Source organism: Amycolatopsis sp. WAC 01375, assembly GCF_003947325.1.
Classification (GTDB): Bacteria; Actinomycetota; Actinomycetes; order Mycobacteriales; family Pseudonocardiaceae; genus Amycolatopsis.
Map to the genome: position 1 here is coordinate 43,851 of NZ_QHHW01000013.1, position 14,967 is coordinate 58,817.

The following is a 14,967-nucleotide window of genomic DNA, read 5'->3' on the forward strand; positions in this document are numbered from 1 at the left end:
ATTGTTCCGGTCGGAGTTCCTGGACCAAGCGCCGAACCGGAAGTTCAATCTGCCGAGGCCGGCGAAGTCCGGCCGGGTCATGAGGGGGTTCAGCGGGTTGCGGGTAGATCTGGGTGTGTTCGACCGGGTACACGAGGCGTTCGAGGAGCAGGCGAGAAGGACACCCCACCGCTGTGCGCTCGTCGCGGGTGACGAGCGGCTGAGCTACGCCCGGCTGGACGAAGCCGCGAACACGGTCGCGCACGCCCTGCTCCGCCGCGGGGTGGCACGCGGTGACCTCGTCGGCGTGTGCCTGCGCCGCGGACGGTGGCTGGTGCCCGCGCTGCTGGGGGTGCTGAAGGCGGGGTGTGCGTACGTCCCGCTGGACCCGTCCGCTCCCCCGGCGCACGGCGCGTCGGTCGTCGCGGATTCCGGGCTGTCGCTGGTGGTGGCGGACGAACCGGGTCCGGCCGCGCTCGCGGACGCCGACGTGCCGGTGCTGGCCGTCGCAGACGTCGCCGCATCACCCACGACCTCCCCCGGTGTCCCGGGTTCCGGCGCGGACCTCGCGTACGTGATCTACACGTCCGGTTCCACCGGCAGGCCGAAGGGTGTCCAGGTCGAGCATCGCAACGTGCTCGCGTTGCTGGCGTGGGCGGTCGCGACCTACAGCGACGACGAACTGCGTGGCGTACTCGGCGCCGCGTCGGTCTGCTTCGACGCGTCCGTCGCCGAGGTCTTCCCGCCGCTGGTGACCGGCGGGAGCCTGGTGCTCGCCGAGAACCTGCTCGCGCTGCCCGGGCTGGCCGCGCGGGACGAAGTGACGTTCGTACAGGGCGTGCCGTCCGTGCTGGCGGTGCTGGCGCGCACACCGCTGCCGCGTTCGGTGCGGACCGTCGCGATCGCGGGCGAGGCACTGCACCGGTCGCTCGTCGACCGCCTTTACGCCAACAAGGGCGTGCGGCGGATCGTGAACTGCTACGGCCCGACCGAGGCGACGGTGAACTGCTCGTGCCACGAGGTCGGCCGGGACGAGCGGGACGACCCGCCGATCGGCACACCGCTGCCCGGCGCCGCGTTCTCGGTGCGGGACACCGACGGTCGCGCGCTCGGCGACGACGAGGTCGGTGAGCTGTGGGTCAGCGGAGCGCTCGTGACCCGCGGGTACCTGGGGCAGCCGGAGCTGACCGCCGAGAAGTTCGTGGTCGACTCCCGCGGCGTCCGGCACTACCGCACCGGTGACCTGGTCCGGTGCCGCGACGGCGTGCACCACTTCGTCGGCCGCGCCGACGACCAGGTGAAGGTGCGCGGCTTCCGGATCGAGCCGGGACAGGTCCAAGCGGCGCTCCTCACCCATCCGGCCGTCGGCAACGCCGTGGTGCTCGCCCCTGCCGACGAACACGGGGAGCGCAGGCTCGTCGGGTTCGTCGAACCGGCCGGTGACGAGCTGTCCGAGCCGGAACTGCTGCGCTGGCTGCGATCTCGGCTGCCCGCGCACCTGGTGCCGTCACGGATCGCCGTGCTCGACGCGATTCCGCTCGGCACGACCGGGAAGGCGGACCGGACCGCGCTGGCGACGTGGGTGTTCGACCGCGGGGACACCGAGTACGCCGCCCCGCGCACCGAGGCCGAGCGGCTGATCGCGGAGGTGGTCGCGGCCGCGTTCGGGCTACCGGGAATCGGTGTGCACGACCGGTTCTCCGAGTCGGGCGGGCACTCCCTCGCCGCGGCGCGTGCGGTCGCGCGGCTACGGGAGAGCACCGGCCGGGTGGTGACACTGGCGGAATTCCTCTCCGACGGCACGGTGGCGGCGGTCGCCCGGCGGCTTGCCGACGCCCCGGCCGCGGCGCCCTCGGTGGCGCTGGAGGCACATCCGGGCCGGGAGGTCTACCCGCTGACCAGCACGCAACGAGATCTGTGGACGCTCGCCCAGCTCGGCTCGACCGGCACCGCGACGACGGTCGCGTGGCGGCTGCGGCTGCGCGGCCGGGTTTCGGTGCCCGCACTGCGGGCCGCCGCGGACGGGGTCGTGGCGCGGCACGAGGTGCTGCGCGGCACGATCGGTGACCACGACGGCGAACCGGTCATGGTGGTGGGCCCGCCGGTGCGGGTCCCGATCGACGTGCACGACCTGCGTGGGCTCGCCGACGCGGACCGCCGTGCCGGGGAACTGGCCGCGGCCGCCGCCCGGCACGCGTTCGACCTCACCCAGGACACGCCGCTCCTGCGGATCACGCTGCTCCGCTTCGCTGACGACGTGGCCGACCTGGTCGTCGTGTCCGACCACATCGCCACCGACGGCGCGTCCATCGGCGTGCTCATGGCGGAACTGGCCGGTGCGCCCGCGGCCCCCTTCGCGCAGGTCGGTGCGGTGGCGTTGCGGGAACACTCGCTCGCCGAGGTACCCGGTGAACGAGACCGGCTGGCGGCGTACTGGTCGGGAGAGCTGGCGGGAGCGATCCCGCCGGACGCCCTGTTCGACCGCGTCGTGCACGGTCGGCGGCGTTTCGAAGGGGAGCGGATCAGCACGCCACTGCCCGAGTCGCTGGGGTCGGCCGTGCGTGCGCTCGCCGAATCGACCGGGGTGACACCGTTCGCGGTGTACCTGTCGGCGGTGGGGCTGCTGGTCGGCGAACTGGTGCGGGGCAAGGACGTGCTGCTGGGAATGGCGGCCGCGCACCGGGACCTGCCCGAGCTCGAACACACCGTCGGGCCGCTGGTCGACGTCCTGCCGGTCCGGTTACGGCTCGAGGCGGACACGTCGTTCCGCGACCTGCTGCGCGCGGCCATGACCACGGCGGCGCACGCCATCGACCATCGGGGCCTGCCCAGCGGTGAACTCGCCGAGTTGTGGGGCGGCGACCGGCCCGCCGGGGTACCGCTCACGCCGGTGTCGATCGCGGTGCAGCCGGACGGCATCCCGCTGTCGGCGCACGGGCCGGACACGCGACTGGACCTGCTCGGCGAGCTGCCGACCGGCGGTAGCCACACTCCGCTGACGGTGTTCGTGAACGCCCACGCCGGTGGCGCCGAGCTGATCGTCGAGCACGACCCGTCGTGGCTCGCCCCCGCGCGCGCCCGCTGGTTCACCCGTTCCCTGCTGCACCTTCTGCACGCCGCGGTGTCCACACCGGACATCGCCCTGTCCGCGCCGGCACCGGCGGCGGACGGGGAACTCGCCGAGCTGACGACGTGGGGAACCGGCCCCGCCCTGCCCGCCGACGACGCGGGTGGCGTGCCGGAAGCGGTGTGGCGCAACGCTTCGAGGACACCGGACGCGGTCGCGGTGTCGGCTGCGGGTGGGCAGCTGACGTACGCGGAACTGGTGGGCCACGCCGATCGGATCGCGCGCGTACTCGCCGCGTCCGGGGTGGCGGCCGGGGACACGGTCGGAGTGTGCCTGCCGCGCGACGAGTTCCTGCCCGCCGCGTTGCTCGCCGTGTGGCGGGCGGGTGCGGGATATCTGCCACTCGACACCGAGCAACCCGTCGCCAGACTGGCCCAGCTCGCGAGTGAGGCGGGGCTGCGCGTCGTGCTCACGCGGGGCAGCGCCCAGCCGATGGCGTCAGAGGTCGCCGACGCCGTACAGGACCTGCGCGTGGTCGATGCCGACCGAACCGACGGAGCACCCTTCGAGCCGGTGCTGCCGGACGGCGACGCGCTCGCCTACGTGCTGTACACCTCGGGGTCGACGGGGCGGCCCAAGGGTGTCGAGATCAGCCACGCGAACCTGCACGCGTTCGTCCGGTCCCGCGGACTCCGCCCCGGCATGACGCGGGACGACGCGATGCTCGCGCTCGCACCGCTCGCCTTCGACGTGTCCGCCGAGGAACTGTGGTGGCCGCTCACCACCGGCGCGCGCTGCGTCGTCGCCGACCGCGACACCGCCGTCGATGGTCACCGGCTCGCGCGGCGGATCGCCGAGAGCGGCGTCACGGTCGTCGACCTGACCCCCACGAGCCTGCGGATGCTGCTCGCCGCGGGCTGGCCGGGTGACCCCGGGCTGCGGCTGCTGCTCGGCGGCGAGGTGCTCGACCCCGACCTCGCCGCGCGGGCCCTGCCGCTGGTCGGCGAGCTGTGGAACGGCTACGGCCCGACGGAGACCACGGTCGCGGCGACCGCGCACCGGGTCACCGGCCACGACCGGGACCGGGTCCCGATCGGTTCGCCGACGCCAGGAGCCCTGCTGTACGTCATGGACGAGGCGGGCAGGCTCGCGCCGCCCGGCGCGATCGGTGAGCTGTGGATCGGTGGCGCCGGTGTCGCGACCGGCTACCGGAAGCGGCCCGAGCTGACCGCGTCCGCGTTCGTCGCCGACCCGGTGCGGCCGGGCGAGCGCTGCTACCGCACCGGTGACCTGGTCCGGTGGCGTCCCGACGCGACACTGGAGTTCCTCGGGCGCGCCGACGACCAGGTGAAGGTGCGCGGCAACCGGTTCGAACCGGGCGAGATCGAGTCCATCCTTCGTGGACTGTCCGATGTGGACGACGCGGCGGTGGCGGTGGACGCGGACGGCGTGGACGCGCACGTGATCGGCTACCTCACTCCCGCGACCGTCGACGCGGCGGCCGTCGAGCGACAGCTGCGGCGGCTGCTACCCGTCTACATGGTGCCGAGTTCGTGGTGCACCCTGGACGCGCTCCCCTTGCTGCCCAACGGAAAGCTCGACCGGCGCGCGCTACCGCCGGTGCCCGTCGCCCCACCGGCCGCGGCCGCGGCGCTGTCGGACGCCGAGGCGGTGGTCGCGCGGGTGTGGCGGGAATGCCTCGAACTCGACGAGGCGATCGGCCCGGACAGCGACTTCTTCGCGCTCGGCGGCCGGTCGCTGGCGGCGACCAGGGTGGTCGGCCTCCTGCGCACCCGGCTGAGACGCCGGATCACCGTCCGCATGGTGTTCGACCACCCGGTGCTCACCGACTTCACCGCACGGCTCGAGAAGGAAGTCACCTTCGACGAACGCCCGCTCGTCGCCCGCGCGGACCCGGCCGCGCCCGCACCGTTGTCGCCGGCGCAGCGCATGCTGTGGTTCGCGGCGAAGCTCGACCCGGGCAGCGCCGCCTACAACTCCCCCACCGTGCTGCGGATCCATGGCGCACTGGACGAGTCGCGGCTGTACCGCGCGGTCCGTGCGCTCACGGCGCGCCACCACGTGCTGCGCAGCCGGTTCACCGAGATCGACGGGGAGCCGGTCGCGCTCCTCGGCCCGGTCGATACCGTTCCGGTGTCCACTGTAGACATCGGAGAGCCGGAGACGGACGCGGCGGTGGCGGCCGAGATCCGGCGGCCGTTCACGCTGGACGCCGCGCCACCGCTGCGCGTGGTCCTGTTCCGGCTCGCACCGGACCACCACGTGCTGACCCTCACCTGCCACCACATCGCCACCGACGCGGTCTCCCAACAGCTCCTTCTGTCCGAAGTGGACCTTTTCTACCGCACCGAACCCGACGACTGGCCGGCACCACCGGCACTCCAGTACGCCGACCACGCCACAGGGGAACGCGAACGGGACCGATCCGAGGGGCTCGACCGGTGGGAGCGGCGGCTCGCGGACCTGCCCGCGCTGCGGCTGCCTGCCCACCGGCCCCGCCCCGCCATCGCCGACTGGACCGCGGACGAGGTCCCGGTGCGACTGCCATCGGCGATCGCGGACCGGATCCGCGCACTGGCGAACGACGCCGGGACCACCCCGTTCACGATCCTGCTCGCGGCCTGGCAGCTGCTGCTCGCACGGCTGGCCGGAGTACGGGACCTCGCGGTCGCGGTGCCGCACAGTGGTCGCCGCTCCGCCGAACTGGCCGGGATGGTCGGCTTCTTCGTCAACACCGTGGCCGTCCGTGCCGACCTCGGGGCCGGCGTCCGGTCGGGCCTCGACCTCGCGGCCAGGGCGCGCGACGCGGTACTCGACGCGTTCGCGCACGCCGACGTGCCGTTCGACGAGGTCGTGCGGCGGCTCGCACCGGAGCGGGACGCGGCGAGCACCCCGGTGTGCCAGGTGATGATGAACGTCCTCGACGAGCAGGCGACCGCGGCGCTCGGCGACCTGGCCGTGACGGTGCTGCCGCAACCGGTCGCCACCGCGCTGTACGACCTGAACCTGGACCTCGCCGGCACCGGGGACGGCTACACAGGCAGGCTCGTGTTCCGCAGCGACCTGTTCGACCGGACCACGATCGAACGCTGGGCCCGCTGGTACGGCACCCTCCTGGACCGGCTCACCGCCGATCCGGGCGCCGCACTGTCCACACTGGACATCCTGGACGACGCGGACCGTGCCGCGCTGCTCGCCTGGGGCACCGGAAAACCGTTGCCCGCCACGCGAACCGTGGTCACCGATGTGCTCGCGCAACGGCCGGACGCGGTGGCGACGTCGTCGCCTGCCGGGCGACTGTCCTATGCGGAACTGGCCACCTGGTCGGCACAGGGCGGCCGCGGTCTGCTCGCCGCGGGTGTCACCACCGGTGATGTGGTCGGCGTTTGCCTGCCCCGCGACGAATACCTGCCCGCCGGGCTGCTCGCGGTGTGGCGGGGGGGGGGGGGGCGTCCCTGCCGCTGGATCCCGGCCATCCCGCCGACCGGATCGCGGCGCTCGCCGCCGACGCCGGGGTCCGGGTCGTCGCCGCCCGCGGCCACGCGCTGGACGTCGCCCGCGCCGCGCTGCCGCACCTGACCGTCGTGGACCTCGACGCCCCCGGCACGGACACCCGCGCGCTGCGTGAGCCAAGCCAGGACGATCTCGCCTACGTCCTCTACACATCCGGCTCGACCGGCAAGCCGAAGGGCGTCGCGGTCACGCACCGGAACCTCGCCGCGCTGGTCCACGCCTTCCGCGAAGTCACCGACGTGCGGCCTGCCGACACGTGGCTCGCGGTGGCGCCGCTCGTGTTCGACACGGCCACCGGCGAGATCTGGACGACGCTGACCGCGGGCGCGCACTGCGCGATCGCCGACCGGGACTGCGCCGTCGACGGTCACGCCCTGGTGCAGCGGCTCGTCGCGACCGGCGCGACCCGGTTCAACCCGACACCGACCACCTTGCGGATGCTCATCGCCGCCGGACTTCCCGATCTGCCGGGACTGCACGTGTTCTCCGGCGGTGAAGCCCTCGACGCCGCACTGGCGCGGCAGCTCACCGCCCGGGTCGCGAGCCTGCGCAACTGCTACGGCCCCACGGAGACCACCATCACCGCGACCACCCATCTCGTGACCACCGCCGACCTGGCGGCCGACCGGCCGATCCCGATCGGCGGACCGATCGGCGGCACGCTGCTCACGGTGGCCGACCCGTTCGGCCAGGCCGCGCTTCCCGGCGCGGTCGGCGAGTTGCGCATCGGCGGCGCCGGCGTGACACCGGGCTACCGGGACCGCCCCGAGCTGACCGCGGCCGCCTTCGGCATCGACCCGGTGCACGGGGCCCGTTCCTACCGCACCGGCGACCTGGTCCGCTGGCGCGCCGACGGCGTGCTGGAGTTCCACGGCCGCGCCGACCACCAGGTGAAGATCCGCGGCAACCGGGTGGAACTCGGCGAGGTGGAACACGTGCTGCGCACGGTCCCCGGAGTGACCGACGCGGTGGTCGTCGTGCGCGCCGGGGAAGGCGAACCGCATCTCGTCGGCTACCTCACCCCGTCCACTGTGGACACCGAGACGGTGGCGGCCCTGCTGCGCGGCCGATTGCCCGACTACGCGGTGCCGCATCGGTGGGTTTCGCTCGGCGCGTTCCCGGTCACCGCGACCGGCAAGGTGGACCGCGCCGCACTGCCCGCACCTTCGGCACCGGCGCGGCCGGACAGCCCGCCCGCGTCGGCGGTCGAGGAACTCATCGCGATGACCTGGGCGGACGTTCTCGGCCGCGAGCGGGTCGGCGCGCTGGACGACTTCTTCGGCCTCGGCGGACATTCGCTCGCCGCGACCAAGGTCGTCGGCCGCCTCGGCGAGGCGCTCGGTTTCCCCGTCCCGGTGCGGTGCCTGTTCGACCGGCCGGTGCTGCGGGAGTTCGCCGAGGAACTGGAACGGATCGCGATGACCGCACTGGCGGACGACAGCGCCGATGTCCCGGCAGGGAGCACGGCATGACGGATTCACTGGTCACCCCCGCACAGCGACGCCTGCGCGAGCTGCTCGCCGACCGCGCCACCGCCGCACTGCGTGGCGGCACCCCCACCGCGGAGCCCGCCATCCCCCGGCTCCCCCGTGACGGGTCGCCGGTGCCGCTGTCGCCCGCGCAGGCCAGGCTGTGGTTCCTGGCCCGCTTCGAACCCGGCGGCCACGCCTACAACCTGCCGCTCGTGCTCGAACTGACGGGCCCGGCCGACGAATCCGCTCTGCTCGCCGCGGTCCGTGACGTCGCCGACCGCCACGACGTGCTCCGCGGCGTGTACCGGGAGATCGACGGCGAGCCGATGCGGTGCGCCGGGCCCGCCGTCCCGGTGTCCACTGTGGACGTCACGGCGGAGGAGCTGGACGCCGCGGTGGCCGCCGAGGCCATCCGTCCGTTCGCGCTCGAGGACGGGCCACCGATGCGGGCCGTGGTGTTCCGGGTCACCGCCGATCGGCGGGTGCTGTCCTTGACGTTCCACCACATCGCGATGGACGCCCCGTCGGTCGCCGTCGTGCTCGACGACCTCGCCGCCTGTTACGCGGCCCGCCTCGGCGTCCGCGACGTGCCGCCGCCACCGGCTCTTCAGTACGCGGACCTGGTGGCGTGGAACGGTTCCAGGCCGGACACCGCCGAGGCCGACCTGGATTGGTGGCACGAACGGCTCGCCGGGCTCCCACCGGTGCTGGAGCTGGCGACCGACCGGCCTCGTCCGGCCGTGGCCGGGGACGAGGGCTCCGAGGTTCGTGTCGAGGTGCCCGCCGCGCTCACCGCGCGGCTTCGGGAGATCGGCCGCACCACCGGCACCACCCCGTTCATGGTGTTCCTGGCGTGCTGGCAGACCCTGCTCTCCAGGCTGGCCGGGACGACCGACGTGCCGGTGGGTGTGCCGGAGTCCGGACGGCGCCACCCGGACGCCGAACGGGTCGTCGGCTGCTTCGTCGACACGCTGGTGCTGCGCACCGACCTGGCCGGGGCGGCCACCGGCCGCGAGCTGCTGGCAGCCGCCCGGGACACGGTGCTCGACGCGTTCGCGCATACGGACGTGCCGTTCGAGCGGATCGTGGAGCGGATCGCGCCCCGACGGGGGCTCGACGCGTCGCCGGTGTTCCAGGTCATGCTCAACGTGCTCGACGAACCGTCGCGGGCACCCGAGCTGCCCGGACTGGCGACCCGCGTCACCGAACCGCCGGTGCGCGGCGTCAAGTTCGACCTGAACCTCGCGCTGTCCCGATCCGGCGACGGCTATTCGGGCGGGCTCGCCTACCGCACCGACCTGTTCGACCGGGGCACCGCGGACCGGATCGCCCGCTGGTTCGTCACGCTCGTCGACGGGATCACCGCGGACCTCGACCGGCCGGTGGCCGAGGTGCCGATCGAAGTCGTCACCGCCCCGGTGCTGGCGGGACCGGCCCCGGAGCGGACGGAGCTCCGCCCGGTGCACATGCTGATCGAAGACACCGTCGACCGCTGCCCGGACCGGGTCGCCGTGGTCGGCGCGACCGGCACGCTCACCTACCGGCAGCTCGACGAACGCGCCAACCGGATCGCGCACCGGCTGCGGGCGCTCGGCGTGCGCGCCGACGAGCCGGTCGGACTGCTGCTCGAACAGGGCACGGACGTGGCGTGCGCGGTACTGGGCATCATGAAGTCCGGCGGCGCGTACCTGCCGATGGACACCACCTACCCGCAGGCGCGGGTGGCCGCCATCCTCGCCACCGCGGGCGCGCGGATCCTGCTCGCCGAACCCGGCCTCGACATCACCGTTCCCGGCGTCACCGTCCTGACGGTCGACGACGCGGTCGCTGCCCGGCCAGGCACCCGGCCGGACGTCCCGGTCGCGGGCCACGACCTGATCCACGTGATCTTCACGTCCGGTTCGACCGGTGCGCCGAAGGGAGTCGCGGTCGAGCACCGCAACGTCGCGCACTACCTGTCGGGCATGCTGCCCCGGCTCGGCGACGTGGCGGGCGCGTCGTTCGCGGTCGTCTCCACCCCGGCGGCCGACTTCGGCCTCACCTGCGTGTACGGCGCGCTGACCACCGGCGGCACCGTCCACCTGGTCGAGCGGGACACCGCGATGGACCCGGAGTCCTTCGCCGGGTACCTGGCCGAGCACCCGGTCGACGTGCTCAAGTGCGTGCCCAGTCACCTGGAACTCCTTGCCCGGCACGGGGATCTGGCCACCGTGCTGCCGAGGCGGCTGCTGATCCTCGCCGGTGAGGCGTGCCCGTGGTCGCTCGTCGAGCGGGTCGAGGCGGCCCGTCCCGGCCTTCGGGTGCAGAGCCATTACGGGCACACCGAGAGCACGATGATCTCGATGACGTGCGACGTGGCGGCCGTCCCGCCGCACGAACGCACCGGATACGTGCCGCTCGGCACGCCGCTGCCCGGGGTCGTCGGTCATCTCGCCGACGCGCGCGGCGCGGTCGTCCCCGAAGGCATGACCGGTGAACTGGTGATCGGCGGGCCGCAGATCACCCGCGGCTATCTCGGCGACGACACGCAGACCGCGGCCCGGTTCGTGCCCGACCCGCTGGGCACCGGCGTGCGGTGCTTCCGCAGCGGCGATCTGTTACGGGTGCGGGCCGACGGCGCCGTGCAGTTCCTCGGCCGAGCCGACGACCAGGTCAAGGTGCGCGGCCACCGGGTGGAACTGGGCGAGGTCACCGCCGCCCTCCGCGACGTCGACGGGGTGGCCGAGGCCGTGGTGCTGCCGGTCGGCACCGGCCTGGACCGCAGGCTCGCCGCCTGGCTGGTCGGACCGGGGCTCGATGTGGCGACCGTGCGCCGGACGCTGCGAGAGCGCCTCCCGGACTACATGGTGCCCGCCTCGTTGACCGTGCTGGATCGCTTGCCTCTCAACGCGAACGGCAAGATCGACCGGGCCGCGCTGCCGGACGTCGCCGAGCGGGAGCCCGCCGCGCGGAGGCCGGTGGCGACCCCGGCCGAGCGGCTCGTGGCGCGGGTCTGGGGCGATGTGCTCGGGAACGCCGACATCTCCGCTGACGACGACTTCTTCGCCGTGGGCGGTCATTCCTTCGCCGCGGTGCGCGTGGCGGGGCGGCTGGGCGAGACGCTGCGCCGCGACGTCGCCGTGCGCACGGTGTTCGAGCATCCGGTGCTGGCCGATCTCGCCGCCGTACTGTCCGCCGACCCGGGCGGGGTGTTCGGCGGCGCGCCCATCCCCGTGCGGCCGGACCCCGAAGCGCCCGCGCCGTTGTCGTCCGCGCAGGCGCGGCTGTGGTTTCTCGAACTGCTCGGTCCGGGGTCGGCCTATCACGCCGATCTCGTGCTGCGGCTGCGTGGGCCGCTGGACGCGGCGGCGATGGCGCTCGCGGTGCGGGACGTCGCCGCTCGGCACACCGTCCTGCGCAGCGTCATCGAGGAGCGGGACGGTACCCCGGTGGCCGTTCCGGTTCCCGCCGACCGCGTTCCGGTGTCCATTGTGGACATGGCCGCCGACCGGGTGGACGCGGCGTGCCGGGCGGAGCTGGCGCGGCCGTTCGCGCTCGACCGGGAGCCGCCGCTGCGGGCCTCGCTGTTCCGGATCGCCGCCGGTGAGCACGTGCTCGCGCTCACCGTGCACCACATCGCGACCGACAACTGGTCGCGCGGCGTCATCGGCGCGGACCTCGCCGACGCGTACGCCGCGCGGCTCGCGGGATCGGCACCGGCCGCGGCCCTGCCCGTCCAGTACGCGGACTACGCCGCCTGGCTGGCCGCCCGCGGGCGCGACGAGGACCTGGACTGGTGGTGCGACCGCCTGTCCGGGCTGCCGCCGCTGCTCACGTTGCCGACCGACCGGCCCCGCCCGGCGGTGGCCGACTGGTCCGGCGGGCACGTCCGGTTCGCCCTCCCCGCCGCGCTCACCGCACGCGTCCGGCAGGTCGCGGCCGAGGCGGGCGTGACGCCGTTCATGGTGCTGCTGGCCTGCTGGCAGGAATTGCTCGGCCGCCGCGCCGGGACCGACGACGTCGCGGTCGGCGTGCCGGAATCCGGGCGGCACCACCCGGACGCCGAGTCGACGGTGGGCTGTTTCGTGAACACGCTCGTGTTGCGCACCGACCTCGGCGGCGACCCGACCGTGCGGGAGTTGCTCGGCCGGTCCCGCGAGACCGTGCTCGGTGCGTTCGCGCACGCCGAGACTCCCCTCGAAGGGATCATCGAGCGGCTGCGGCCGGAGCGGTCCGTGGCCGCGACGCCGATCTTCCAGGTATTGCTGAACGTCCTCGACCAGCCGGCGACGCCGCCGGCCATCCCGGGCGTCGAGGTGACGGCCGTCCGCGACGCGGGCGAGCAGGTGAAGTTCGACCTCAGCATGGTGCTGGTCAACGACGGCGACACCTACCTCGGCGGCCTCGCCTACCGGGCCGACCTGTTCGACGCCGGCACCGCCGACGGGATCGTCGCCGACTTCCAGTCACTCCTGACCGGTTTACTGTCCGATGTGGACCAGCCGGTCGCCGCGGTGGGGCCGGCCCGCTCCGGGTCCCGCCCGGTCACCGAGCCCATTCCCGTGCCGGTGAAGGGTTCACGTGCGCCGGAAACGCCGACCGAGCACCGCGTCGCCCAGGTGTGGGCACAGGTGCTCGATGTGCCCGAAGTCCACGCGGACGACGACTTCTTCGCCCTCGGCGGCCATTCGTTCACCGCGGTCCGCGCGGTCCGGCTGATCGACGAGCGGCTTCGGGTCATCGACCTGTTCCTGCACCCGACCGTCCGCGAACTGGCCGCCCACCTCGACGCCGGTCAGGAGACCGCCGACGGGCGCCTGCTGCACCGCCTCTCCCCCGCCCGCGCGGGCACACCGGACGTGACGCTCGTCTGCGTGCCCTACGGCGGCGGCTCGGCCGCGGTGTTCCAGCCGCTGGCCACCGAACTCGCCGCCGCCACACCGGACATCGACCTGCTCGCCGTCGAACTGCCCGGCCACGACGTGGCCCGGCCCGACGAGGCGTTCCGCACCGTCGACGAGATCGTGGACCTGCTGGCCGACGAGATCGCCCGGACCGTCACCGGCCCGGTCGCGCTGTACGGGCACTGCGTCGGCTCCGCGGTGGCCACCGCGCTCGCCGCCCGGCTCGAAGCCGACGGCCGCACCGTGGCCGGAGTGGTCGTGGCGGGCAGCTTCCCCTCCGCACGCCTGCCGGGCAAGCTTTCTGCCTGGCTGCAACGCCGATTCCCGCGCGAACGCTGGGTGGCGGACCGGCTCTACCGGGACACCCTGCGGGCCACCGGCGGACTGCTGGACGACATGGACGAGGCCGCGAGCGCGGCGATGCTGCGGGCGTTGCGGCACGACGCCGGACAGGCACAGGCGTGGTTCGGCCGCGCACTCGACCCGGACGCCGGTGGAAAACCCCGCCTCACGGCTCCGGTCCTGTGCGTGGTCGGGTCGAGCGACCCGGCGACCGAGCTGTACCAGGAGCGGTACCGCGAGTGGGGCGTGTTCGCCGATCGCGTCGAACTGGCCGTGCTGCCCAAGGCCGGGCACTACTTCCTGCGCCACCAGGCCACCGAGGTCGCCGCACTGCTGCATGACCGGCTGTCCCGGTGGGCCGCCGGAGACCTGCCGCCCGAAGTCCACGACGTCCCGGTCGCCGCGACCGCGACCCGGCGCGGGCTGCGTGCGTTCTACACCGTGGCGGGTGGCCAGGCCGTGTCGATGATCGGCAACGAACTGAGCGCGTTCGCCCTCGGCGTCTGGGCCTACCAGCTCAGCGGCCGCGTCGTCGACCTCGCCTTGGTCATGTTGCTCGCCCGCGTGCCGAGCATGCTGCTGACACCGATCGGCGGCGCGCTCGCCGACCGGGTCGACCGCAGGCGGATCATGCTGTGCTGCGACCTGACGAGCGGCGCGGCGATGGCCGTGCTCGCCGTGCTGTTCGCCTTGGGACGGCTGGATCTCGTGGCGGTGTGCGCGATCGTCGGGGTCATGTCGGTGGCGTCGGCGTTCCACCGGCCCGCCTACCTGGCGGCGATCGCCCAGCTGGTGCCGAAGCCGTACCTGCCGCAGGCCAACGCGCTCGCCGACATGGGCGCCGGTCTCGGCACCGTGCTCGGGCCCGTCCTCGGCGGTGTCCTCATGGGACTGTCCGGGCTGACCGCGGTCGTCGTGGTCGACGTCGCCACGTTCGCGATCGGGGTGCTCACCCTGGTGCTGGTGCGGTTCCCGAACCGGATGTTCTTCACCCGGGCCGAACCGTTCGCGAAGGCGGTCACCGGTGGGTGGAAGTTCGTGCTGCGCCGCAAACCGCTGCTGGTGATGATCGGCTACTTCGCGGTGGTCAACTACTTCACCGCCGTGATGTGGGTGGGGCTCACCCCGCTGGTCCTGTCGATCGGCTCGACGGGTGAACTGGGCGTGGTCAGTGCCGTCGGCGGGATCGGCGCCGCGGTCGGCGCACTCGTCGTGGTCACCTGGGGCGGCACCACACGCCGTGCCACCGGCATGATCGCGTTCGTCATCGGCTCCGGGCTCGGAGTGGCGCTGATGGGGGCGTGGCCGTCGGTGTTCGTGGTCGCGGCAGGCCTGTTCGTGCGGCTGGCGTGCATGAGCATCGGCAACGCGCATTGGCTGTCGATCATCCAGACGAAGGTCGGCCAGCAGCTGCAGGGCCGGGTGCTGGCGATCAACGTCATGCTGGCGACGGCCATGCAACCCCTCGGATTCCTGACCGCGGGACCGCTCGCCGACCGGCTCGGCGGCTTCGCCACGCTGATGGTGGTCTCCGGTGCCGTGCTGGTGGTGTGGGGTGTGCTCGGCCTGCGATACCGGCCGCTGCGCGACATCGAGGACCTGCTGCCGGACGCGGCGCCACCGGCGGAGATCGACGCCGACCTCGACCGCGTGCAGGCGGTCGCCGACCGGAACCTGGCGCGGTGACGCC

The 14,967-nt window shown here is 73.7% G+C and carries 3 protein-coding genes; all 3 read left to right on the forward strand.

Annotation, left to right across the window (positions count from 1 at the left end; translation table 11 throughout):
* Window positions 1-97: 97 nt before the first annotated feature.
* Genes DL991_RS43200 through DL991_RS04640 form a run of 3 tightly spaced genes read left to right on the forward strand, consistent with a single transcriptional unit; the run spans window position 98 to window position 14,963 of the window.
* The gene (locus tag DL991_RS43200) at window positions 98-6,646 is read left to right on the forward strand and encodes a non-ribosomal peptide synthetase (protein ID WP_158634384.1); all 6,549 of its coding nucleotides are present in this window, start codon (window positions 98-100) and stop codon (window positions 6,644-6,646) included.
* Window positions 6,529-8,052: a non-ribosomal peptide synthetase gene (locus tag DL991_RS04635; protein WP_233598675.1), complete on the forward strand. Its 1,524-nt coding sequence runs from the start codon at window positions 6,529-6,531 to the stop codon at window positions 8,050-8,052. Before DL991_RS43200 ends, DL991_RS04635 begins: the two co-directional genes overlap by 118 nt.
* Window positions 8,049-14,963, forward strand: a complete 6,915-nt coding sequence (locus DL991_RS04640; RefSeq protein WP_125781285.1) for a non-ribosomal peptide synthetase/MFS transporter — start codon at window positions 8,049-8,051, stop codon at window positions 14,961-14,963. Before DL991_RS04635 ends, DL991_RS04640 begins: the two co-directional genes overlap by 4 nt.
* Window positions 14,964-14,967 lie beyond the last annotated feature (4 nt).